This is a genomic window from Amycolatopsis sp. TNS106 (assembly GCF_019330265.1).
Lineage (GTDB): Bacteria > Actinomycetota > Actinomycetes > Mycobacteriales > Pseudonocardiaceae > Amycolatopsis > Amycolatopsis lurida.
The window spans coordinates 4,061,369-4,083,075 of sequence record NZ_CP024972.1; the positions used below are offsets into that span (position 1 = coordinate 4,061,369).

24 protein-coding genes and 1 pseudogene are annotated in these 21,707 nt (G+C 69.9%); 12 read left to right on the forward strand and 13 right to left on the reverse strand.

The window, feature by feature from the left end:
• Positions 1–54: 54 nt before the first annotated feature.
• The 3 genes from CVV72_RS18180 to rimP all read right to left on the reverse strand — a co-directional run bounded on the left by CVV72_RS18180 (position 55) and on the right by rimP (position 1,957).
• Positions 55–270, reverse strand: coding sequence for a YlxR family protein (locus CVV72_RS18180; RefSeq protein WP_034312224.1), 216 nt, complete (start codon positions 268–270; stop codon positions 55–57).
• A 110-nt stretch (positions 271–380) separates the two neighbouring features.
• Entirely contained in the window at positions 381–1,421 is a 1,041-nt protein-coding gene (gene nusA, locus CVV72_RS18185) for a transcription termination factor NusA (RefSeq protein WP_034312226.1), read from the reverse strand.
• On the reverse strand, positions 1,418–1,957 hold the full coding sequence (gene rimP, locus CVV72_RS18190) for a ribosome maturation factor RimP (RefSeq protein WP_219153489.1): 540 nt from the start codon (positions 1,955–1,957) through the stop codon (positions 1,418–1,420). The genes nusA and rimP overlap by 4 nt, the downstream gene beginning before the upstream one ends.
• A 135-nt stretch (positions 1,958–2,092) precedes the next feature.
• Between rimP and CVV72_RS18195 the strand changes: the two genes are divergently transcribed.
• Positions 2,093–3,019 carry a ferritin-like domain-containing protein gene (locus CVV72_RS18195; protein WP_219153490.1) on the forward strand — a complete coding sequence of 309 codons (927 nt, stop codon included), beginning with the start codon at positions 2,093–2,095 and terminating at the stop codon, positions 3,017–3,019.
• A 24-nt stretch (positions 3,020–3,043) separates the two neighbouring features.
• Here the strand turns inward: CVV72_RS18195 and CVV72_RS18200 are convergent, their stop codons facing one another.
• The 5 genes and pseudogenes from CVV72_RS18200 to CVV72_RS18220 all read right to left on the reverse strand — a co-directional run bounded on the left by CVV72_RS18200 (position 3,044) and on the right by CVV72_RS18220 (position 7,713).
• Positions 3,044–3,664, reverse strand: a complete 621-nt coding sequence (locus CVV72_RS18200) for a hypothetical protein (RefSeq protein ID WP_219154008.1) — start codon at positions 3,662–3,664, stop codon at positions 3,044–3,046.
• Between the two features lie 88 nt (positions 3,665–3,752).
• Positions 3,753–4,772 (reverse strand): annotated as a pseudogene (locus tag CVV72_RS18205) (aminotransferase class V-fold PLP-dependent enzyme).
• 10 nt (positions 4,773–4,782) lie between these two features.
• Entirely contained in the window at positions 4,783–5,544 is a 762-nt protein-coding gene (locus CVV72_RS18210; RefSeq protein ID WP_219153491.1) for an isocitrate lyase/phosphoenolpyruvate mutase family protein, read from the reverse strand.
• 124 nt (positions 5,545–5,668) lie between these two features.
• Positions 5,669–7,174, reverse strand: coding sequence for a PH domain-containing protein (locus CVV72_RS18215; protein WP_219153492.1), 1,506 nt, complete (start codon positions 7,172–7,174; stop codon positions 5,669–5,671).
• Positions 7,171–7,713 carry a PH domain-containing protein gene (locus CVV72_RS18220; RefSeq protein ID WP_219153493.1) on the reverse strand — a complete coding sequence of 181 codons (543 nt, stop codon included), beginning with the start codon at positions 7,711–7,713 and terminating at the stop codon, positions 7,171–7,173. The genes CVV72_RS18215 and CVV72_RS18220 overlap by 4 nt, the downstream gene beginning before the upstream one ends.
• Before the next feature lie 55 nt (positions 7,714–7,768).
• Between CVV72_RS18220 and CVV72_RS18225 the strand changes: the two genes are divergently transcribed.
• Entirely contained in the window at positions 7,769–8,386 is a 618-nt protein-coding gene (locus CVV72_RS18225; RefSeq protein WP_219153494.1) for a TetR/AcrR family transcriptional regulator, read from the forward strand.
• Here the strand turns inward: CVV72_RS18225 and CVV72_RS18230 are convergent.
• Genes CVV72_RS18230 through CVV72_RS18245 form a run of 4 tightly spaced genes read right to left on the reverse strand, consistent with a single transcriptional unit; the run spans position 8,371 to position 11,663 of the window.
• Positions 8,371–8,733: a helix-turn-helix domain-containing protein gene (locus tag CVV72_RS18230; RefSeq protein WP_016332590.1), complete on the reverse strand. Its 363-nt coding sequence runs from the start codon at positions 8,731–8,733 to the stop codon at positions 8,371–8,373. The two genes, CVV72_RS18225 and CVV72_RS18230, sit on opposite strands and share 16 nt — an antisense overlap.
• A 35-nt stretch (positions 8,734–8,768) precedes the next feature.
• Positions 8,769–9,350, reverse strand: a complete 582-nt coding sequence (locus CVV72_RS18235; protein ID WP_219154009.1) for a TetR/AcrR family transcriptional regulator — start codon at positions 9,348–9,350, stop codon at positions 8,769–8,771.
• A 51-nt stretch (positions 9,351–9,401) separates the two neighbouring features.
• A complete protein-coding gene (locus CVV72_RS18240) occupies positions 9,402–9,839 on the reverse strand; it encodes an SRPBCC family protein (protein ID WP_219153495.1) in 438 nt (145 codons plus the stop codon).
• Between the two features lie 30 nt (positions 9,840–9,869).
• Positions 9,870–11,663 carry a CocE/NonD family hydrolase gene (locus tag CVV72_RS18245; protein ID WP_219153496.1) on the reverse strand — a complete coding sequence of 598 codons (1,794 nt, stop codon included), beginning with the start codon at positions 11,661–11,663 and terminating at the stop codon, positions 9,870–9,872.
• A gap of 73 nt (positions 11,664–11,736) precedes the next feature.
• Between CVV72_RS18245 and CVV72_RS18250 the strand changes: the two genes are divergently transcribed.
• From CVV72_RS18250 to CVV72_RS18295, 10 genes are all read left to right on the forward strand, one after another.
• Positions 11,737–12,105, forward strand: a complete 369-nt coding sequence (locus CVV72_RS18250; protein WP_219153497.1) for a hypothetical protein — start codon at positions 11,737–11,739, stop codon at positions 12,103–12,105.
• A complete protein-coding gene (locus CVV72_RS18255) occupies positions 12,102–12,266 on the forward strand; it encodes a hypothetical protein (RefSeq protein WP_219153498.1) in 165 nt (54 codons plus the stop codon). The genes CVV72_RS18250 and CVV72_RS18255 overlap by 4 nt, the downstream gene beginning before the upstream one ends.
• Before the next feature lie 12 nt (positions 12,267–12,278).
• Positions 12,279–12,968, forward strand: a complete 690-nt coding sequence (locus tag CVV72_RS18260) for a response regulator transcription factor (RefSeq protein ID WP_219153499.1) — start codon at positions 12,279–12,281, stop codon at positions 12,966–12,968.
• Positions 12,965–14,320 (forward strand): HAMP domain-containing sensor histidine kinase, encoded by a 1,356-nt coding sequence (locus tag CVV72_RS18265; protein ID WP_219153500.1) that lies wholly within the window; start codon positions 12,965–12,967, stop codon positions 14,318–14,320. The genes CVV72_RS18260 and CVV72_RS18265 overlap by 4 nt, the downstream gene beginning before the upstream one ends.
• A 9-nt stretch (positions 14,321–14,329) precedes the next feature.
• Entirely contained in the window at positions 14,330–15,238 is a 909-nt protein-coding gene (locus CVV72_RS18270) for a LysR family transcriptional regulator (RefSeq protein ID WP_219153501.1), read from the forward strand.
• 122 nt (positions 15,239–15,360) lie between these two features.
• Positions 15,361–16,518, forward strand: a complete 1,158-nt coding sequence (locus CVV72_RS18275) for a CaiB/BaiF CoA-transferase family protein (RefSeq protein ID WP_219153502.1) — start codon at positions 15,361–15,363, stop codon at positions 16,516–16,518.
• Between the two features lie 10 nt (positions 16,519–16,528).
• Entirely contained in the window at positions 16,529–17,293 is a 765-nt protein-coding gene (locus CVV72_RS18280; RefSeq protein ID WP_219153503.1) for a crotonase/enoyl-CoA hydratase family protein, read from the forward strand.
• Between the two features lies 1 nt (position 17,294).
• Positions 17,295–18,041 carry an acetoacetate decarboxylase gene (locus tag CVV72_RS18285; RefSeq protein ID WP_219153504.1) on the forward strand — a complete coding sequence of 249 codons (747 nt, stop codon included), beginning with the start codon at positions 17,295–17,297 and terminating at the stop codon, positions 18,039–18,041.
• Positions 18,038–18,964 (forward strand): 3-hydroxyacyl-CoA dehydrogenase NAD-binding domain-containing protein, encoded by a 927-nt coding sequence (locus tag CVV72_RS18290; RefSeq protein ID WP_219153505.1) that lies wholly within the window; start codon positions 18,038–18,040, stop codon positions 18,962–18,964. The genes CVV72_RS18285 and CVV72_RS18290 overlap by 4 nt, the downstream gene beginning before the upstream one ends.
• 1 nt (position 18,965) lies before the next feature.
• Positions 18,966–20,135 (forward strand): acyl-CoA dehydrogenase family protein, encoded by a 1,170-nt coding sequence (locus CVV72_RS18295; RefSeq protein WP_219153506.1) that lies wholly within the window; start codon positions 18,966–18,968, stop codon positions 20,133–20,135.
• A 50-nt stretch (positions 20,136–20,185) separates the two neighbouring features.
• Here CVV72_RS18295 and CVV72_RS18300 read toward each other — a convergent pair whose 3' ends face one another.
• Positions 20,186–21,568, reverse strand: a complete 1,383-nt coding sequence (locus tag CVV72_RS18300) for a neutral zinc metallopeptidase (protein ID WP_219153507.1) — start codon at positions 21,566–21,568, stop codon at positions 20,186–20,188.
• Positions 21,569–21,707 lie beyond the last annotated feature (139 nt).

Sequence of the window (21,707 nt, forward strand, 5' to 3'; positions counted from 1 at the left end):
ACGGGTCGACCTGCTTCCTGATTCCATCCGGCACCGGGGATGTCCCGGCGCCCTTTAGCCTTCGGCGTGCCGCTCCAGGCGTTCGTGGACACCCTGGGCGTCGAGCGACCCCGGAACACGTAGTGCTCGGGGGAACGCCCTGCGCCGCTCGGCCTTGGCCAGACAGTCCGGCACGGGGTGCAACCAAGCACCCCGGCCCGGCAACCGCCGACGTTCGTCGACGATCAGCCGCCCGTCCGCCGCGACCACTCGCAGCAACTCGCCGATCAAGGCCCGCTTACGGCAACCCACACACGTGCGGACCGGAGTTTCCCGGTCATGCTGGAGGTCGGTTCCCGGCCGCGGGCTCTGAACCACTCGTAAGTCTAGCGCTTCGACCTTCACTCAGCCGAACCGGTTGCCGCGGCGGGCCGCGCCTGCCCGGCGTGTGCTTCGTCACCCTGCTCAGGGGCGGCGTCACTGCGGATGTCGATCCGCCAGCCGGTGAGCCGGGCGGCGAGGCGGGCGTTCTGCCCTTCCTTGCCGATCGCGAGCGAAAGCTGGTAGTCCGGGACGACGACCCGAGCGGTCTTGGCCCGCTCGTCGACGACCTGTACGGAAACAACCTTCGCGGGCGACAGCGCATTCCCGACGAACTTCGCCGGGTCTTCCGAGAAGTCGATGATGTCGATCTTCTCGCCAGCCAGTTCGCTCATCACGTTGCGCACGCGCGCGCCGACCGGGCCGATGCAGGCACCCTTGGCGTTGACACCGGGCACCGTCGAGCGGACCGCGATCTTGGTCCGGTGTCCCGGCTCCCGCGCGACGGCGGCGATCTCGACCGTGCCGTCGGCGATTTCGGGGACCTCGAGGGCGAACAGCTTGTGCACCAGCTTCGGGTGCGAGCGGGACAGCGTGATCTGCGGGCCGCGGTTGCCGCGCGAGACGGTCACGACGTAGGCCTTGATCCGGTCGCCGTGCTCGTAGGTCTCGCCGGGCACCTGCTCGATCGCGGGCAGCACGCCTTCGATGTCGCCGACCTGGATGACGACCATGCCGCGGGCGTTGGCCCTGGCGTCGCGCTGCACCACGCCGGCGACGATCTCGTTCTCCTTGGCGGAGAACTCGCCGAACGTCTTCTCGTGCTCGGCGTCGCGCAGCCGCTGCAGGATGACCTGCCGCGCGGTGGTCGCCGCGATCCGGCCGAAGCCCTCGGGGGTGTCGTCCCACTCCTCGTCGGTCTGGCCGTCCGGGGTGAGGGTGTGCGCGAGGACACGGACCAGCCCGCTCTTGCGGTCGATGTCGATCCTGGCGTGCGGCTGGTGGCCCTCGGTGTGCTTGTACGCGGTGAGGAGCGCGGTTTCGATCGCTTCGATCACCGTCTCGAAGGGGATGTCCTTGTCCCGTTCGATCGCGCGCAGCGCGGCGATGTCGACGTTCACTTCGGCTCCTCCTTCGGCTCCGTGGTGGCGGCGTTCAGGGCCGACGCATCGTTTTCCAACAGTTTCAGGTCCTCGGCAGGTGGTTGCTTGAACTCGATCTCGATGACCGCCTTGGTCACCGAGGCGTAGGGGACGTCCCGGATTTCGCCGTCCACGAGCATGCGCGCGGATTTCTCTCCCGCGTGCCCCACGCGGCCGATGAACGCCGCGCCTTCGGCGGGGGTGACCTTGACGAGGCGGAACTTCGCGCGCCGCCAGTGGCGTCGCAAGGTCAGCGGCCGGTCGAGACCCGGCGAGGTGACTTCGAGCGTGTACGCGCTGGCGATCACGTGCTCGTTCTCGTCGAGCGCGGCGGAGACGGCGCGGCTGACGCTCGCCACCTCGTCCAGCCCGACGCCGTCGTCCCCGTCGACGACGACCTTGACCAGCTGGCGGCGGCCTGCCTGCTGGACCTCGAAGGAATCGAGGTCGAAACCCGCGGCCGTGACGGCTTCGGCCACGATGGGCTCCAGCCTGCTGGCGAGGTCGTTGGGCACGGTGGAGCGCTCCTGTTCGGCTGTGGGCGACCCGGCGGCGTGGATCCGGGTTCGGTAGTGGACCAGCTTATCCGGTCACCCCCGTGTGACGCGCGAGCGGCGGCCCCGCGCGGGGTACTGGCAGGATGGGGCGGCGTGACCGGAAGATCGACAGAGCCGAGCCGTCGCACTTTCCTGCGGATGGGAGCGCTGGCCGCGCTGGCCGTGCCGCTGGCGTCCGCCTGCTCCCCCGGCTTCGACGAAAGCCCCGACCCGCTGGGCCCGTTGCTGCGCGCGGCGGAGACCGACGCGGCCGGCGCGAAGACGCTGGGCGCCGAGGGCGAGGCGGTCGCCACCGCGCGCGCCGCGCACGCGGCGGCGCTCAAGACCGAGGTGGACCGGCTCAACCGGCCGAAGCCCGAGCAGTCCGGTCCCGGGGAGAACCCGCCGTCGTCGCTGGACGGCCTCAAGGAACGGCTGGCCCAGGCGCGCAAGCAGGCCGAGGGTCTCGTGCCTTCGCTGCCCCGCTACCGCGCCGGGATGGTCGCCTCGATCGCGGCGGGCTGCGCGGCGCTGCAGCAGAGTTCGGAGAAGCTCGGCCGCGGCGACGACGCCGGTGCGTTCGAAGTACCCGCCGGAGTGCAGCTCGGCGGGGAGACGGCGGAGGCCGTCCAGCAGGCGCTGGCCGCCGAACACGCGGCGATCTGGGTGTACGGGCTGGTCAGCGCGTACCTGCCGGCCGCCTTCACCGGCGCGGTGGCCCGGGGCACGGCCGAGCACGTCAAACGGCGGGACGTCTGCGAGCGGATGCTGTCCGCGGCGGGTCAGGCGCCCACCGGCCCGGAGGCCGCGTACGTGCCGCCGAGACCGGTGACCGAGGCGAACTCGGCGATGGAACTGGTGGCGACGGCCGAGGCGGACGCGACTTCGGCCTGGCTCGGCGTGATCGACCGGACGGACGACGCGGCCTTGCGGACGACGGCGCTGAACGCGCTGATCGGGTCGGCGCGGCGGGGAACGGCGTGGCGGGCGGAGTTCGGCGCGAAGCCGGTGGCGATCGCGATGCCGGGCCAGTCGGCCTAGGCCGTGTCCTAGCCGACGGGCGGGTCAGCGGCGCAGGTCGCCGGAGAGCCGCAGCGCGTCGGTCGCGATCCGTTCGATCAGCTGCTTGTCGGTCTGCTTGTTGTAGAAACCGGCCAGCACGATGGCCACCTCCGGCCCGGTGACGTGGGAGTCGTAGGCCGCGTCCTGCCCGGAGATCTTCGGCGCGCCTTGATCCTTGAAGGTCCCGTCGCGCACCAAGTCGGACACGTTGCCCGTGCCGTCCTTGTCGGTGAGCGCCTTGAGCTGGGTCGCGGTCACCTCGCCGGGCATGGTGACCAGGACGACCGACACCAGCGCTTTCTTCCCGCCGGTCTCGGTCGTGTACAGCGCCCGCGAAAGGCGCGTGCACGGCGTCTCGGTGAAGAACTTCTTGGTGTCGCCGTAGGCCTTGCTCGCGCAGTCGGTGGTCACCTGCGGACCCTCGACCAGCGTGTACTGGAACTGGCCGCTCTTCGACGGCGGGTCCGCGACCGGGGTGAGCTCCGGCTCGTGCCGGATCAGCCACCAGAGCAGGGCGGACACCACCGCGATGGCGACCAGCCCGGCGCCCTTCAGCGCCAGGCCCTTGGTGTCCCTCGGCGGATTCGGCGCGGGCGGCGGCCCGCCCGGCCCTGCCGGCCGCACCGGCTGAAGCCGGGCCGTTTCCGTCGGTCCCGGGGTAAATTGCGCACCAACCACGGGAACATACGGTAGTTCACGCCGCTCCGGCGGTTCACCTGAACGTGCTTATCACCCGTTCGACGTCGTCAGCGGTGTTGTAGAGATGGAAGCCGAACCGCTGCCGTCCGGCCCGCGTACCGGCCACGATGCCCGCTTCCCGCACCCGGCGGGCGTCGGCGTCGAGCGAGACGATCGCGCTCCCCTGACCGGGTGAGCCGAGCGCTTCGAGGAGCGAGTCGGCGAGCCCCACGCAGTGCGCACGGACGGCGGCGAGGTCCAGGGACGCGAGGTAGTCCAGCGAGGCCGCGGCGCCGACGAACGCGAGCTAGGCCGGGGACAGGTCGAGCGAGCGGGTGCCCTCGGCGAGCCGTAGCGGGAGGCCGTAGACGGTCTGCCAGCGGTCCTCCCCCGCGTACCAGTTCGCGGCGACCGGCACCGCCCGCTCCAGCACCCGCGGATGCGCGGCCAGCCACGCCGCCCCGCGCGGCGCGAGCAGCCATTTGTATCCGGCGGCGACCACCCAGTCGGCCCAGCCGAGGTCCAGCGGCTGCCAGCCGGCGGCCTGCGTGGCGTCGAGCAGGACCGCGGCGCCCGCCGCCTCGGCCGCGGCCCGGAGCGCCTCCAGGTCGACCTGGGCACCGTCGGCCGACTGGACGACGCTGACCGCGACGAGGTCGTGCCCCTCGACGCGGGCGGCCAGCTCGGCCAACGGGACTTCGGTGACCTTCACCCCTCGGTGCGCCTGAGCCGCGAACGGGAAGGTGACGCTCGTGAAGTCGTTCGCGGCGGCCAGCACGCTGGCGCCGTCGGGCAGGCCGGCGGCCACGTTCGCGATCAGCTGCGAGACGGACGCCCCGATCGCGACCCGTTCCGCCGGGACTCCGATCAGCGCGCCGAATCCCGCCCTGGTCCGCGCGACGGGCTCGTCGAAATCCGCCGGACGGGCTTCGCCGCGGCGCCACCGCTCGACCGCCTCCGCGACGGCGTCGGCCACGTGCGACGGCGGGACGCCGATGCTGGGCGTGTTCAGATAGCCGGGCGGGACGGCGAATTCGGCTCCGAAGGTCTGCATGCTGCCGAGATTAATGAGATTCCGGGAGCAGGGCGGCGACGTCGGCGTACGACGGCGGGGTCAGCGGGAGTTCTCCGCCGTCGCGGACGGCCTCCACCGTGCGCAGCGTGGCGGCCAGCGCCATCCGGTACGGCAGCGACCCGAGACTGACCCGGGCGACGCCGAGTTCGGCCGCTCGCGCGACGGTCACCTTGCCGGGCAGGAACAACAGGTTCACCGGCACCCCGACGGCCTTCACCAGCCGCTCGACGTCCGCGGCCTCGGCGAGCCCCGGCACGAACACCCCGTCGGCGCCCGCGTCCACATAGGACAGACAACGATCGATCGCGGCGCCGATGTCGGGCTCCCCCAGCCAATGCGTATCCGTCCGCGCGTTGACGAAAAGAGCGGGAGCGCGTTCCTTCGCCGCCGCGATCTTGGCCGCGTGCCGCACGGGATCGCCCAGCGCGTCTTCGAGATTGATGCCCGCGACACCGGCTTCGGCGAGGTCCTCCGCCAGCGAGCCGACCTCGCCCGGATCGTCGCTGAACCCGTCGGCGAGGTCGACGCTGATCAGCGCGTCCAGCCCGGCCAGCCGCCGCGCCAACCGGACGGTGGCGTCCTTCGAGGACGGGGCACCGTCCGGCAGGCCCTCGGCGGCGGAGACCCCGAGGCTGGTCGTGCCGAGCGCCGGGAAGCCTTGCGCGGCAAGGAAGGCGGCCGCGCCGAACTCCCAGACGTTCGGCAGGAGCAGCGGGGAACCGGGAACGTGCAGTGCGGCGAATGCGGACATGTCACGACGGTAGCCGCCCGATGCTTCGGTGACGGCCGAAACGTTACCCCGCATCTGTCCGTGAAGGCCTCCTTGAGGGACCCTGGGTCCCTCAAGGAGGCCTTCACGGACCGGGCATCAAGCGTCAGGCCCGTTCCAGGAAGGGCGTCAGCAGCTCCGGCACGGACTCCTCCGCGAAAAGCAGGCCCTGCTCCTCCCCCGCGTCGTACACCGAGTACGCCCCGCCGCCGGCGGCCGTGGTCGCGACGACGGTCAGCAATCCCTTGCGCCGCTGGAAGATCGACTGTTTCACCGTCCACCCGATCACGCCTTCGCGTTCCAGCGCGAACGTGCTCCGCCGCACGGTCCCGTGCCGCCCGACGAGGTACCGCCCGGTGATCCCGTGCCCGAGGTTGCGGTAGGCGTCCAGCGCCAGCAGCACCGAAACCGGCAGCAGTACGACACCGAGCGCGGCGCCGATCACCAGCAGGACACCGGTCAGCAGGAAACCGAGAAGCGCGAAGATCCCCAGCAGGACCACCACCGAACCGACCCACCAGCGCAGCAGCCGTCCCCGCGCGGCGCGGGGGTGGCCGGTGAGCCGGACGGCTTCGGTCGGCGAGACCGGTTCGCGCAGGACCGCCGCGGCGACCCGGTTGGCCGTCGCGACGGGCGCGGCGGGCAGGAGGGTGTGGTAGTCGGTCTTGTCCTTGTCGTCGCTCTGCCGCATGCCGGTGGCGATCGCGTCGACCCGCGCGGCGCCGGAGATCCGGTTCCCGAGCGGCTCGACGAGGTCGACGCCGCGCATCCGGCTTTCCTCGATGGAGATCGAGCGCGTGGTGAACAGTCCGCGGCGCACCCGCAGCGTGCCGCCGGATTCGCGGTCGAGCCGGTAGTTCCACCACATCTCGATCCACAGGCCCAGCGCGCCGACCACGCCGACGACCATCGCGATCGCCAGCAGGATCAGGATCGCCACCACCAGCGGGATCCCGCGGAACAGGCCGATCACCCAGTCGATCAGGCCCTTCTGCAGGCCCGCCCAATCCGAGACCTGCATCAGGCCACCGCCCGCCGCGAGGCCCAGTGTCGGCGTGAGGAACGACATCGGCGCGTACCGGATCCAGCTCCGGTCGAGTTCGGCGAGCGGGGCGTCTTCGTCGGTCTCCGCGATTTCCGCGCGGCGCAACAGGTCCGCGCGCAACCGCTCGGCCTCGGCGCGGGACACGGGGTTGAGCTTGATCCGGCCCTGCCCGCCCGATTCGTGCGACCCGGTGCCGATGGTCACCACCGCGACGCCGAACAGCCGGTGCAGCGGGTTGGCCGTCAGGTCGACGTTGCGGATCCGTTCCCGCTGAAGGGATTTCCGCGACCGGAAGACCAGGGTGAACGCCGTCTCCAGCCGGTCCGGCGTGACCCGGTACCGCACACCCTTCCAGTAGAACAGTTCCGCCAGCACGCCGCCGCCGACGAGCACCACCGCGCCGGCGACGACCCAGGCGAGCGCGACCCAGAAGCTCGCGCCACCGCCCACGATCGCGAGCGTGGTCGGGATCGCGGCACCGACGGCCGCGCCGGTCATCATCAGCGCGGTGACGGCGAGCGTCCGCTTGTCGAGTGTGCTCCAGCCCTCGAACTCGCCCGAGGTCATGTCGCGTCCCCCGGCGTCGCCTGCGTCGTTTCGGTGAGCTGCTCCGCCAGGCTCGCGGCCAGCTCGTGGTCGAGCCCGCGGATCTTGACCGCGCCCCGCGCCGACGCCGTGGTGACCGTGACGGTCGCGAGCTTGAACACCTGCTGCAGCGGGCCGCGCAGGGTGTCCACGGTCTGGATCCGCGACATCGGCGCGACACGCCACTCCTGCCAGAAGAACCCGGAGCGGGCGTACACCGCCGTCTCCGTGACCTCCCAGCGATGCACCTTGAACCACCACAGCGGCATCGCGATCACCCAGACCAGGCCCAGCACCCCGAGCACCGCCGCCGGTGTCAGCAACCAGAACCGCGCGGGCGCGATGAGCAGCCCGAGCACCACCAGTACCAGCACCGGCGCGCCCCAGAAAAGCGTTCCCTGCAGCCGCCACCAGCCCACGACCCGCTGGTCCAGCGCGTTCCGCGGCGGCCTCAGCCGCACCTTCCCCCGTTCGGCTTCCACCGAAATCACCCCCGACGAATGTTTACAATGCGATCGCATCGTAATAGCGTCGGACAGTAGTGGCAATGCGATCGCATGGCAAACAACGGAACGGATGGTGAGGGTGCCGAAGCAGGTGGATCACGCGGCGCGACGCGCGGAGATCGCCGAGGCGCTGACGAGGCTGACGGCCACGCGGGGCCTCGAAGGAGTCAGCCTCCGGCACGTCGCCGCCGAAGCGGGCATGTCGATGGGCTTGGTGCAGCACTACTTCAAGACCAAGGACGAGATGCTGCTGTTCGCCGTCGAACGCCGCTCGCAGGTCTACGAACAGCGCATCAAGGCCCAGCTGGAGGCCGGCGAACTGCCGTCGACACCGAAGGCCATCATCCGCGCGATCATGATCGAGATCCTGCCGCTCGACGAACGCCGCCGCGGCGACTGGCTGATGGGGGTCGCGTTCTTCATCCGCGCGATCTCCGACCCGTCGTTCGCGGCCGCGTTCACCGACGGCGTCCCCCAGCTGTTCGAGCTGTTCGCCCTCCTGATCCGTCAGGGACAGGAGGCGGGCGATGTCGACAAGTCGGCCGACCCGATGCACGAATCCGCGATCATCTGGGCACTCGCCGATTCGCAGGGCACCAACATCGTGATGAAACACCGCACTCCGGACGAGGCGCTGTCCACTGTGGACTATCACCTCGACCGGCTGTTCGGTCAGGCCGTGAGCTGACCGTCGTAGTTCTTGCGCGCGTCGAGCACTTCGCCCATGTGGACGCGAGCCCACTTGTCGAGCATCTCGAGCGGTTCGGCGAGGTTGCGGCCGAGCGCGGTCAGTTCGTACTCGACGTGCGGAGGGATCTCCGGGTACGCGGTGCGCGTCAAGATGCCGTCGCGGACGAGGCTGCGCAGTGTCTGGGTGAGGACCTTCTGCGAGATGCCGCGCACGCGTTTGCCGATCTCGGTGAACCGGAGCGGGCCGTCGCCGAGCACGCCGACGATCAGCACGGTCCACTGATCGCCGATACGGTCGAGCAGCGCACGGGTGGGGCAGTCGGGGTCGTACGGGTTTCCGAGCACGTGACCTCCTCACTCTCCCTGGGAGAGTAACACGCCTAGTGAGAGGGGGCGGGCTGCATCAGCGCCTCGAACAGCAGGATCAGATGACGGCGGCCGCGCTCCCAGCGCGCCTCCAGGTCGGTCTGGTCGCGAGTCGCCCAGCTGGCGATGAGGATGCCGCGGACGACGTCCATCGCGGTGTACACCGCGTGCAGGAACTCCGGATGCGCCGAATGGTCCGGCAGCAGCGCCTTGCCGAACTCGACCAGGCTGCTCGTCGCGATCGGCTCGACGACCGCCATCTGGGCACGCAGTTCCGCGTCGGTCCGCGACGCCACCCACAGCTCCACCGTCGCCGAGAAGACCGGTCCCTGGTGCATCTCCCACAGCAGCTGCAACGCGTCCCCGACCGGGTCCGCCGACGCCTTGAGCCGGTCGATCTCCGCCATCGCGACCTCGGTGCGCTTGGCCGCGAGATGCCGGATCGCGGAGGTGACGAGATCGGTCTTGGTCGGGAAATGGTGCACCTGAGCGCCGCGGGTCACGCCGGCGCGATCCGCGACGCGGGTGGTCGTGGTGCCCGCGTAGCCGTATTCGACGAGACAGTCGATCGTGGCGTCGAGCAGCCTGACGCGCATCGCGGCGCTGCGTTCCTCCTGGGTGCGTCGTGGGGCTGCCATGCGCCTACTTTATGGTGCGCCGCGCGAGGCGCGCGCCACGAGGCTCTCGACCATGCGCCCGAGGAAGAGGCCGAGGAACCGGCGATAGAACCAGCCGGTACCCGGGAGCTTGGCGGTGAACGTGGAATGCCAGTGGATCTCGGTGCCGCCCCGCTCGGGGGTGAGGTCGACGTAGGCGCGGTAGTCGCGCAGCGGGAGCCCCTTCTTCAGGGCGTAGCCGAAACGCTTGCCGGGTTCGAGCGCGATGACCTCTTCGCAGCTTTTGACGCCATTGGTGCTGAACACGCCGACGGCGCCGAGGCCGTTCTCATCCCCCTTTCCGAGCAGCCGGAAAGCGCCCATGGGTGACCAGTCGGGCCAGCGCTCGCGGTCCACGAGGAGGGCGTAGACGGCTTCGGGGCTCGCGCTCGTGTGGCCGTGGACGGAGATGCGCTGGATCTTCGCCATGCGTGCTCCTTCACTCTCGCAAGCAGGTGACTAATCGCGGGCGGCGACCGGGACCGTGAGCGAAGTAGCGCCCAGGTCGAAGGTCACCCGGGAGCCGAGAGCAGGCAGCGCCGGGTCGAACATGTCCCCGTCGGTCCCGCCCAGGACGAGCGCCAGCCGGTGCCCCGCCGGGACGACGTGGTCGAGGCTGCTCAGCCGGAAGGTCATCGTGTACGCCTTGCCGGGCACGAGCGGTTCGCCGCGCCACAGTGAGCGGTGGTGGCCGAGGTCCGCCCAGCCGGTCGCCACGATCCGTTTGTCCACAGTGGACAGATCGGCGGCGGTGTCGAGGAAACAGCCGGTGTCCGCCACGGTGCCCGCGCCCCAGCAGGAGCGGGTCGCCAGGTTCTTCGTGCCCAGCGCGGGGAACTTCGTGTTCCGCACGGTCGCGGGACCGTAGTCGACCAGCACCGCGCCGAGCCGGGCGCTCGGTTTGTCGGAACGGGCGCTCACCGTGACGGTGGCGGTCCCGGCGACGCGCGTGTCCGTCCGCACCGGTTCACCCGCGAAGACGAGCCGCTCCGGGCTGGGCCGAGACGGGTTCTCCACCCACGCCGACGCCCCGCGCGCCGGATCGTCGGTCACCGTCGCGGACCCTGACGAAGGCCGGTTCCCCAGCCCACCCCGCACCGTGGGCCACAGGGTGCGCGACCGCGAGACGGGCGGCCATCGGCGTTCGTCGGTCCAGCGATCCGGGGTGTGCTCGATCCGGATCGCGGGTTCGGTCTCGACGCCGTTGCGGACGCCGAGCAGCCAGCGGTCGAACCAGCGGTGCAAGGTCTTCACGAACAGCGACCGGTCGAGGTCGAACGGGTCGACGTGCGCCGCCTGGTGCAGCCACGCCTTGCGCGGCACGCCGTATGCGTTCAGCGCCTCCCACCACGGCCCGAACTGGATCGGGTTGACGTTGAGGTCGTGGAAGCCCATCGACGCGAAAACGCTCGCACGCACCTTGCCGGTCTTCGCGACGTAGTCGAGCCCGCGCCAGTACTCGGTGAAGTTCCCGTCCGTCCCCGCGCGTCGCGCGTTGTCCTCTTCGAACGGACGGCACAGTTTCTCGGCGCGCTCGTTGTAGAAACCGGGACCGCCCGCCCAGCCGAAGTAGGCGCCGTGCGAGTTGTGGACCTCGTAGTACGAGCTGACCCCGGCGATCGGCACGATGGTCTTCAGGCCTTCGATCCCGGACGCGGCCATCCCGATCGCCGTCGCCCCGTCCTGCGACTTCCCGATCGCGCCGACCGATCCGTTCGCCCATTCCGCCCGCACGCGCTCGGGCCCGAACGGCGTGCGGAAGGCCTGCGCGCGCCCGTTGAGCCAGTTCACGACGCCGTTGCCGGACGCGACGTCGTCGAAGCACCCGGACGAGCGATTGGTGCCCCCGACGTCGACCAGCACGACCGCGTACCCGCGCGGGACGAAGTAGTTGTCGTAAAAGAGCGGAAACTGTGACGGTGTGCCGTCGGGGAGATACGTCTTCGGCTGGCGCTCGTTGCCGCGCCCGACCTTCTCGAAGTACGGGCTGACGTCCATGATCACCGGAACGCGCTGCCCTCGCGCGGCGGGTTCCGCCGGACGGATGATGTCGGCGGCGACCCGGTCGGTCTGCCCGTCGCGGTCGAGGTCCTGGCCGGTCTCCACCCAGGCGGTCTCCCGGATGGCCTTCTCGTAGGAGAACACCGGCTCGCTGACTTCGTCGCGCAGGACGAACGCGGGTGACGCGGCGGCGGGTGCGGCGGTCAGCAGCAGTGTCGCCACCACGGTGGCGGTCAAGGTCTTCAGCCCCATCGTCCGAGTATCGCTTACGAAACCCGAACATTTCCCCCACATTCCTCGTATCCGGCCACGCGACGCTCTTCGCATGCTGAAACACACCATCGCCGCCGGACTCGTCGCGGCCGGTCTCGTCGCCCTGGCTCCCGCCGCGTCCGCTCAGGCACCGATCACCTTGAGCCCCGAAGAATCGCAGACGCTGTGCGCCGAATGGCTGCCGAAGCTCACCCAGCGCACCAGCAACCTCACCGAACGCATCAACGGTGGCCCCGAGGTCCGCGGTTCGGTGGCGAACCTCAAGGCCAGGGCCGAGGGGCAGCGCAAGAAGGGCCACAACGACGCCGCCGACAGGCTTCAGAAGCGCGCCGACAAGCGCAGCGGCAGGCTCCCCGAACTCACCGCGGCCAAGCAGAAGCTCGACGCGTTCTCGAACGCGCACTGCAAGGCGGGCAAGTGAAACGTCTCCTGGCCGCCGGCTTGACCGCGTTCGCGCTCTTCGGCGTGGCCGGGTGCACCGACGAAGAACCCGCTTCGAGCCCGGCCCCGGGACAGCTGAGCGACGTCCAGCAGACCCTCGACTCGATCGAGCAGGACATGGCAGGCGACCCTGCCCCGTGACAGGATCGGCCGGTGACGACACAACCGGGACGCGGGCTGGTACTGGTCGTCGAGGACGACCCCGCGATCGCCGAACTCGCTTCGCTGTACCTGCGGCGGGACGGGTTCGGCGTGCACGTGGAGGCGGACGGCGGCGCGGCACTGGCCACGATCCGGCGGCTGCGCCCGGTCGCGATCGTGCTCGACATCGGACTGTCCGGAATGGACGGTATCGAGATCTGCCGGACGCTGCGCGCGGACGGTGACTGGACACCGGTGCTGTTCGTGACCGCACGCGACGACGAGCTGGACCGCTTGCTGGGCCTGGAAATCGGCGCCGACGACTACCTGACGAAGCCGTTCAGCCCGCGTGAACTCTCGGCAAGGGTCCGGACCGTCCTGCGCCGCGCCGCCGGACCGCCTTCGCCCGCCGAGAGCTACACGGCGGGCGGCGTTCGCGTCGACGTCACCCAGCGGCGCGCGTGGGCCGCCGACACCGAGATCGCGTTGACGTCGACCGAGTTCGAGCTGCTCACCCATCTGGTGCGACGGCCAGGTCAGGTGTTCAGCCGCGAGCAGTTGCTCAGTTCCGTCTGGGGTTACGCGGCGTCGGCGGGCACGCGGACCGTCGACGTCCACATCGCCCAGCTGCGCGGGAAACTGGGCGAGCACAGTCCGATCAGGACGGTCCGCGGGATCGGTTACGCGGCGGACGCCGGATGAACCGGGCCTCGCTCGCGCTGCGGATCACCGTGGTGTGCCTCGCGGTCGCCGCGATCACGGCGGTGGTCGCCGGCTTGGTCGCGGCGCGGCTCATCCGCACCACCGGCACCGACGTGCTCCGGCAGTCTCTTTCCGCGCAGGCCGACGTGGTCGCGAGCCAGCTCGACGAGACCGGCATCGGCAACCGGCTCCGCGTCGGAAAGGCCGCGGAAGTGGTCCGGGGGCAAGGGATCGACGTCGTCGTCCGCCGTCCGAACGGGACGGTCGACGGCGACGGGACGGTCGCCGCCATCGCCGCCGCCAAAACGGGCTTCACCCGCTCGGGCACGGTGCTCGTCGAAGGACGGCAGTACCTCGTCGAAGCCCGCACGGTGGGCACGAGGGGTGCCACGTTCGCCCTGGTCCAGCCGACGGAGATCGGCGAGGCGCGCGGCAGGACCTTGGTGCGCAACACCGTGCTCGCGCTCGGCGCCGGGCTCGCGGTCGCCGCGATCGCCGGGTTGCTGCTGAGCCGGATGCTGTCGCGGCCGCTGCGCCGGGCCGCGTCGGTGGCGAACGGGATGCGGTCCGGGCGCCGTGACCTGCGCGTTCCGGTCGAGGGGCCGTCCGAGGTCGCGGACGTGGCGAAATCGGTCAACGAACTGGCCGACGCCCTGCAATACAGCGAGGCGCGGCAACGCGAGTTCCTGCTTTCGGTGTCGCACGAATTGCGGACACCGCTGACCGCCGTCACCGGATTCGCGGAGGCGATCGGTGACGGCGTGGCCGAAGGCGAGGACGCGCGCCGCGCCGGGCAGACCATCCATCGCGAGGCGGAACGACTGGAACGCCTGGTCAGCGACCTGCTGGAGCTGGCGCGGCTCGGCGCGGACGAGTTCCGCCTCGACCCGGCGCGTCTCGATCTCGCGGCGCTGGTCGGCGAATGCGCGGACGTCTGGCGGCTGCGGTGCGCGCGGCAGGACGTCACGCTGCTGGTCCAGCGGCCGCCCGGCGAGGTTCCGGTCGTCGCCGATCCGCGGCGGCTCCGCCAGGTCGTCGACGGGCTGGCCGAGAACGCCCTGCGCGTGACCCCGGCGGGTGCGCCGATCGTGTTCTCCCTGGTGGTGGCGGACGGGCAGGCCCGGCTGGCGGTGCGGGACGGCGGGCCCGGCCTGGCGCCGGAGGACTACCCGGTCGCGTTCGAGCGCGGGGTGCTGAACCAGCGGTACCGCGACCGCCGCCCGGTCGGTTCGGGTATCGGGCTCGCGCTGGCACACGGCCTGGTCACCCGCATGGGCGGGACGCTGACGGCGGGCCCGGCGCCCGAAGGCGGGGCCGCGTTCACCGTGGCCCTGCGGTCGGGCACGGCCTAGGGTGAACGCGTGGAGATGTTGCACCTGCGGTATTTCGTGGCCGTCGCCGAGGAGCTGAACTTCTCCCAGGCGGCCCGAAGACTGCACATGGCCGCCTCCCCGCTGAGCCAGCGCATCAAGGATCTCGAACACGAACTGGGGCACCGGCTGTTCGACCGCAGCACGCATCATGTCACGCTCACCGCGGCGGGCGCCGCGTTGCTGCCGATCGCGCGGGACGTCCTCGACCAGGTCAACGCGATCCCCTGGCGGTTGCAGGAAGCGGTGAAACCCCGGCGCAGCACCGTGTTCATCGGCATCCCCGCCGGTGTGCACCCGGCCCTGCGGGAACGGGTCAAACGCCTCGAAGAACGCTGCCGCGACCGCTTCGAGCTCAAACGCTGGCCGGGGACGACTCCCGATCTGGTCGCCGCGGTGCACGAGGGCAAGCTGGCGTTGTCGCTGGTCCGGATGCCCGTGACCGATCCCGCGCTGGAGATCGTCCCGGTGCAGGTGGAGCGGCTCGGCGCCGTCGTCCCGGCCGGCCGGTTCGCCGGACGGGAGACCGTCACCATCGCCGAATTGAGTGATCTGTCCTATATCCCGTCCGCTTCGGAAAGTATTCCGGCTTATTCGGACGATATGGACCACACCTTGTCGAAGGCGGGCATCAAGAAAAGGCTCAAAGTCGGCGGAACCGAATATTCGGGCATTTCCGAGCTGGTGGCGAACGGCTCGTCGTTCTCGATCACGATGCTGGATCCGGCGAGCCCGATGCATCTGTTCCTGGTCGACGGCGCCACCATCCTCCCGTTCTCGGATTTCCGGCCCCAGCTGGAGACCGCATTGGTCTGGCGGCGCGACCGCGCCGAGGAGGGCGACCTGGCCGAACTGGTGGCCGGGGTGCGCGAGATCTTCGCCGAACCGCTTTCCACCTGATCGAGACCCAAGAAATGGTATGACCGCCGCGGTCATACCATTCTTCGTTTCTTGATCATTCCCTTTCCCGCTATTCGCGCCTAACTTCGGTTGTAGAGCGAACAACGGCGAAGGGAAGCAAAATGACGGAACACGCTACCGGACCCCTGGACGGCATTCGCGTGATCGACCTCTCGACGGTGGTCATGGGCCCGTACGCCGCGCAGATCCTCGGCGACCTCGGTGCCGACGTGATCAAGATCGAGTCCCCGGCCGACACCGTGCGGGTCGGCAAGTTCCGCACGACACCGGGGATGACGCCGCTCAACCTGAACGTGAACCGCAACAAGCGCAGCGTCGCCCTCAACCTCAAGGACGAAGAGGAACGGGAGCAGGCGCTCAAGCTGATCGACACCGCCGACGTGCTGATCACCAACATGCGCCCCGGCGCGCTGAGCAGGCTCGGCATGAACCACGCCGACCTCGCCGCACGCAATCCCGGCCTGGTCTACGCCCACGCGCAAGGGTTCCGCGGCGACTCCGATCGCGCGGGGCACGCCGCCTACGACGAGACCGTGCAGGCGTCGTCCGGCCTGGTCGACGTCGCGAACCGCGCACTGGGCAAGCCGGTCTACCTGCCGACGATCATCGGCGACAAGGTCTCCTCCCTGACCATCGCCTACACCGTGCTCGCCGCGCTGGTGCACCGCGACCGGACCGGCGAGGGCCAGCGGGTCGAGATCCCGATGACCGACACGCTGATCGCGTTCAACCTCGTCGAACACCTCGCCGGGCACGTCTTCGAGCCCGCGGAAGGCCCGACCGGTTTCGGCCCGTCGCTGAACCCCGGCCACCAGGCGGTGCACACCAAGGACGGCATGGCCTGCGTGATCCCGTACAACCCGCGGAACTTCCGCGACTTCTTCCACGCCGCCGGGCGGCCGGAACTGGCCGAGGACCCGCGGGTCAACGGTGACGCGATCGACGGCGCCGACCACGAGGCGCTGGCCGCGATGATCGCCGAATGCGCCCCGGCGCTGACCACCGAGGAGTGGACCGAGGTCTGCGCGAAGCACAGCATCCCGATGGCCCCCGTCCTCGAACTCGACAAGGCACAGGACGACGAATACGTCCGCGACGGCCACCTGCTCGACGTCGTCGAGCACCCGAGCGAGGGCGCGATCCGCACCATCGGCATCCCGGTGAAGTTCTCCGCGACCCCCGGCTCCGTCCGGCGGCTGGCGCCCCTCCCGGGTCAGGACACCGAAGAAGTCCTGCGCGAACTCACCACCACTCGCTGAGGAAGAGACCATGAGCACCGAAGTACGGACAGAACGGGTCGGCGGCACGCTGCTGATCACGATCGACCGGCCGGCGGCCCGCAACGCGGTGAACGCCGCCGTCGCCGCCGGTCTGGCCGAAGCACTCGACCTCCTGGAGACCGATCCCCGCTTGCGGGCCGGGGTCCTGACCGGCGCGGACGGTTCGTTCAGCGCCGGAATGGACCTCAAGGCGGCGCTGAAGGGGGAGTCGCCCGAGATCCCCGGCCGCGGGTTCGGCGGGCTGACCGAGGCCGAGTTGTCGAAGCCCCTGATCGCGGCCGTCGAAGGCTGGGCGATGGGCGGCGGCTTCGAACTGGCGCTGGGCTGCGACCTGATCGTCGCCGCCGAGGACGCCCAGTTCGGGCTGCCCGAGGTGAAACGCGGGCTGATCGCCGCCGGCGGTGGTGTGATCCGGCTGCCGAAACGGATCCCGCACCACCTGGCGATGGAATTCCTGCTCACCGGCGAGCCGATCGGCGCCGCACGCGCCGGAAGCCTCGGTCTGGTGAACCGGGTCGTCCCGAGCGGCGAGGCCGCCGCGGTCGCCCTGCAACTGGCCGAACAGGTCGCCGCCAACGCTCCCCTGGCGCTGGCCCTGGTCAAGAAGATCGTCCGCGCCGCCGACGGAGTCCCCGACGCGCAAGCGTTTGCCACCCAGCGTGCGGAGCTTCCGGCGCTGATGAAGTCGGCCGACGTCCGCGAAGGCATGCAGGCCTTCGCCGAACGCCGCACTCCACAGTGGACAGGTGAGTGAGATGAAGCAGCAAGAAGTTCTCCGGCACGTGACCACGCCGCTCACGAATCCGGCGTACGCGCCGGTGGTCCCCCGGTTCACGAATCGCGAGTACCTGAACATCGTCTACCGCACCGACGCCGGCGCCCTGCGCGCCGTCGTGCCGGAACCGCTGGAGATCGACGAGCCGCTGGTGCGGTTCGAGGTGATGAAGATGGGTGACGTCAGCGGTTACGGGCCCTACACCGAGTCCGGTCAGGCGATCCCGGTGAGTTTCGAGGGCGAGCGCGGCGAGTATCTGCACGCGATGTACCTCGACAACTTCCCGGCCACCGCGTCCGGCCGCGAGATCAGCGCCTACCCGAAGACCATCGGCTCGCCGAGCTTGTTCGCCGAGAACGGCGCGCTCGTCGGGACGCTCGACTACGGCAGCCAGCGCGTCGCGACCGCGACCATGGGCTACAAGCACCATCGGCTGGACGTGGCCGAGGCCGAACCACAGATCACCGTGCCGACGTTCATGCTCAAGACCATCCCGGACTACGACGGTTCACCTCGGGTCTTCGAACTGGTCCGCACCGAGATCACCGACGTGGTCGTCAAGGAAGCGTGGACCGGGCCGGCGCGGCTGCAACTGTTCCAGCACGTGCTGGCCCCGCTCGCCGATCTCCCGGTGCTGGAGGTCGTTTCGGCTAGCCACATCCTCACCGACCTGACACTCGCCCCGGTCAAGCCGGTCTTCGACTACTTGAAGGGAGCTCGGTCATGACTTTTCGCACCGCCGCGGTGATCGGCGCGGGCACCATCGGCCTGTCGTGGACGGCGTTGTTCGCCGCGCACGACATGGCGGTCCGGGTCTCGGATCCGCGGCCGGATCTCGCCGACGCCGTCGCCGACGCGCTGGAGACGTTCGCCCCGCATCTCGGCCGGGACGTCGCGGACCTCACCGCTCGCATCCACCTCGCGGCCGACGTCTCCGAAGCCGTCCGCGACGCGGATGTCGTGCAGGAGAACGGACCCGAGAACGTCAAGTTCAAAAAGGACCTGTTCGCGGCGCTGGTCCGAGAAGCACCGGCTCACGCCCTGCTGCTCAGCTCGTCTTCGGCGATCCCCTCGACGGCGTTCGCTTCGGAACTCGACGACGCGTCACGCGTCCTGATCGGGCACCCGTTCAACCCGCCGCACCTGATCCCGCTGGTCGAGGTCGTCCCCGGTGAACGCACCAGCGCCGAGTCGGTGGACCGCGCTGTCGAGTTCTACCGGTTCGCCGGCCGCACGCCGGTGGTGGAACGCAAGGAGATCCCCGGATTCGTCGGCAACCGGCTGCAGAACGCGCTGAGCCGCGAGGCGATCTACCTGGTGGAACAGGGTGTCGTGTCACCGTCCGAATTGGACGCGGTGATGACGAACTCGCTCGGCATCCGCTGGTCGACGGTCGGGCCGTTCCTCGGCTCACATCTAGGCGGCGGTCCCGGCGGCTACCGGCACATGGCCGAGCACATCGGCAAGTCGATGAAGCAGATGTGGGCGGGCCTCGGCACGCCCTCGCAGGACCCCGAAGAACAGGAACGGCTCATCGAAGCCGTGGAATCCGCTTACGGCTCCTCCACGTACTCGGAACTCGCCGAGACGCGCGACCGCAAGCAGCTCGCGGTGCTGTCCGCTTTGGACAGGGCCAGGGAGGAGAACTGACATGACCGCCGACTTCTACGATTACGAGGACCTGCTGCCGGAGGAGGAGCGTAAGCTGCTGCTCAAGACGCGTGACTTCATGCGCTCCGAGGTCAAGCCGCTGGTGAACGAGTATTGGGCCAAGGGCGAGTTCCCGCACGAACTCGTCGGCAAGTTCCGCGAACTCGGTGTCGCCGGGCTGCCCTACGAGGGCTACGGCGAGCACCTTCCGGCCACCAGTCACCTGCTCAGCGGCATGATGGCGATGGAGATGACCCGCACGGACCCGTCGGTGGCGACGTTCTTCGGTGTCCACAACGGACTCGCGATGTACAGCATCTATTCGGGCGGCGACCAGGAACAGCGCGACCGCTGGCTCCCGTCGATGGCGGCGATGGACAAGATCGGCGCCTTCGCGATGACCGAACCGCTCGGTGGATCCGACGTCGCGGGCGGTATGCGGACGACGGCGCGCCGCGAGGGCGACACCTGGATCCTCAACGGTGCCAAGAAATGGATCGGCAACGCGACCTTCGCGGACCTCGTCATCGTGTGGGCCCGTGACGAGGCGGACAACCACGTCAAGGGTTTCGTGGTCGAGAAGGACTCGCCCGGGTTCGTGCCGGTCAAGATCGAGAACAAGTTCGCCTTCCGGATCGTGGAGAACGCCGAGATCACGCTGACCGACGTGCGGGTGCCGGAAGCCAACCGGCTGCAGGGCATCGACTCGTTCCGCGACGTCGCCGAGATTCTGCGCGCGACCCGCGGCGGCGTGGCCTGGCAGGCGCTGGGCGTGATGATCGGCGCCTACGAACTGGCGCTGGACTACGCCAAGGAACGCGAACAGTTCGGCCGTCCGATCGCGCGGTTCCAGCTGGTGCAGGACCTGCTGGTGAAGAGCCTCGGCAACATCACCGCGTCGTGGGGCATGCTGGTGCAGCTGGCCAGGCTGCAGGACGCCGGGATCTTCAAGGACGAACACTCGTCGCTGGCGAAGGCCTTCGTGACCTCACGGATGCGGGAGGTCGTCGCCTGGGGCCGCGAGATCTTCGGCGGCAACGGGATCGTGCTGGACAACGACATCATGCGGTTCTTCACCGACGCCGAGGCGATCTACTCGTTCGAGGGCACGCGGGAGATGAACACGCTGATCGTCGGCAAGGCGATCACCGGCCAGAGCGCCTTCGTGTAAGCCTCCCTTCGCGAATGAAGGCCCCCTTTTCCGGGGGCCTTCATTCGCGTCTAGCGGTACTTGTCGCCACAAGTCTTTTGGCTTCCGGAGGAGAAGCCGTCACGGAAGGCGGCGACCCTGGCGAAGCCGGCCGGGAGTGTCCGGCCCCGGACGTCCGCCGCGATCAGGCTGTTCCGCGTCAGCATCTCGGCGATGGCCTCGTCGAGGTCGCCCGGCGACAACGTGAGGGCTCCGCCGTCCGCGATGGTCGACGCCCAGAAGCCGGTGAGACAGGCGGTGCGCTGCGCGGCCACCGGACCGTCGAGCCGGAACCCGCCTTCCTGCTGGACCGCGAGCGTGTAGCGGGACGCGACCTCGGCGAAGGCGGCGAAGTCACCGATGCCGCCCTGCCTCCCCCGGCGCGGCGGGGTGCCGATGCGGACGAGGCCGTCGAGGTCGAGGTTGATCTGGTTGGACTCCGAACAGTACGACGCGAGCGCGTCCTCCGCCGTCACACCGCAGGCCGCTCCGGTGGTGAGCGTCGGCGGGGTGGCGGCGAGCCGGAAGGCCTGCCGCAGACTGGTGGTGAGGTCGGCGAGTGCCTGGCGGTCGTCGAGGCGGACGTTCGCCGCGGCTCGCTCGCCGTCAGTGGCGCCTTGTGTGCTCCGGCCTTCGATTTCCCGCTCGTCGATCACGGCGCACCGGGCGGGCCCGTCCGTGAAGCCGAATTGGAACGCGGAAACGCGGTCGAACGCGTTGCCGTGCGCGCCGTCGTCGTCGAAAGCCACGCCGGCGGAGTCCCGGATCTGGAACAGCGCCGTGAGCACCTCGTTGAGCCCGCGGCCGGTGGAGACCTGGAACATCGGCGACCGGCCCTCGGCCACCCAGCGGAAGTACGCGCCGGTGTAGCAGTCGGCCTGCTGCTCCTTGACGATCGACGGGCTCCCGGCAGGCAGCCCCAGCCGGAACTGGACGGCGTGGCCGATCTCGTGGGCGAGCACGGCCATGACCGCCGCCGGACCGATGGAGTCGTTGAGCATCGGGAGCAACTCCCCGCGATCCCACGCGACGACGTCTTGCCCCGAGCAGTAGAAGGCGTTCACCAGACCGGCCGTCGAGGCACCGCAGATCTCCCGTCCGCGACCCGCCGAGTCGTAGGAGACCAGAGTGGCCAGCGGCCGGAACTCGCGGTCGAAGGTCGCGGGCAGATGCTCGCGCCAATACCGCTGGACGTCGGCGACGGCGTTGGCCGCGAGCCTGTCGATCTCCCCGCCGTCCCCACCGTCGACCGGGAGACCGGCGTCGAGCACGCCGGGTTTGAGGCCACTGGGGCCGTCGGAGATCTCGAGCCCGGCTACGCGGGTGGAATCCACCGGTTGCGCCACCCCGCCCACGGTCGCGGCGCAACCGGCGAGGCAGAGGGAGAGACTCACCAGAATCGTCCGACGCTTCATCACACCATCCCTGTCGCCCTGACTTCCCCGACTCCAGGGACACGGACGGCGGCGCGACACGGTTCAAAAGAATCTTGGCCCGCTTCCCAGCGCGACCACCCCGCAATTAGCCGACTAATTGCTTCAGCGTAGTCGTCGT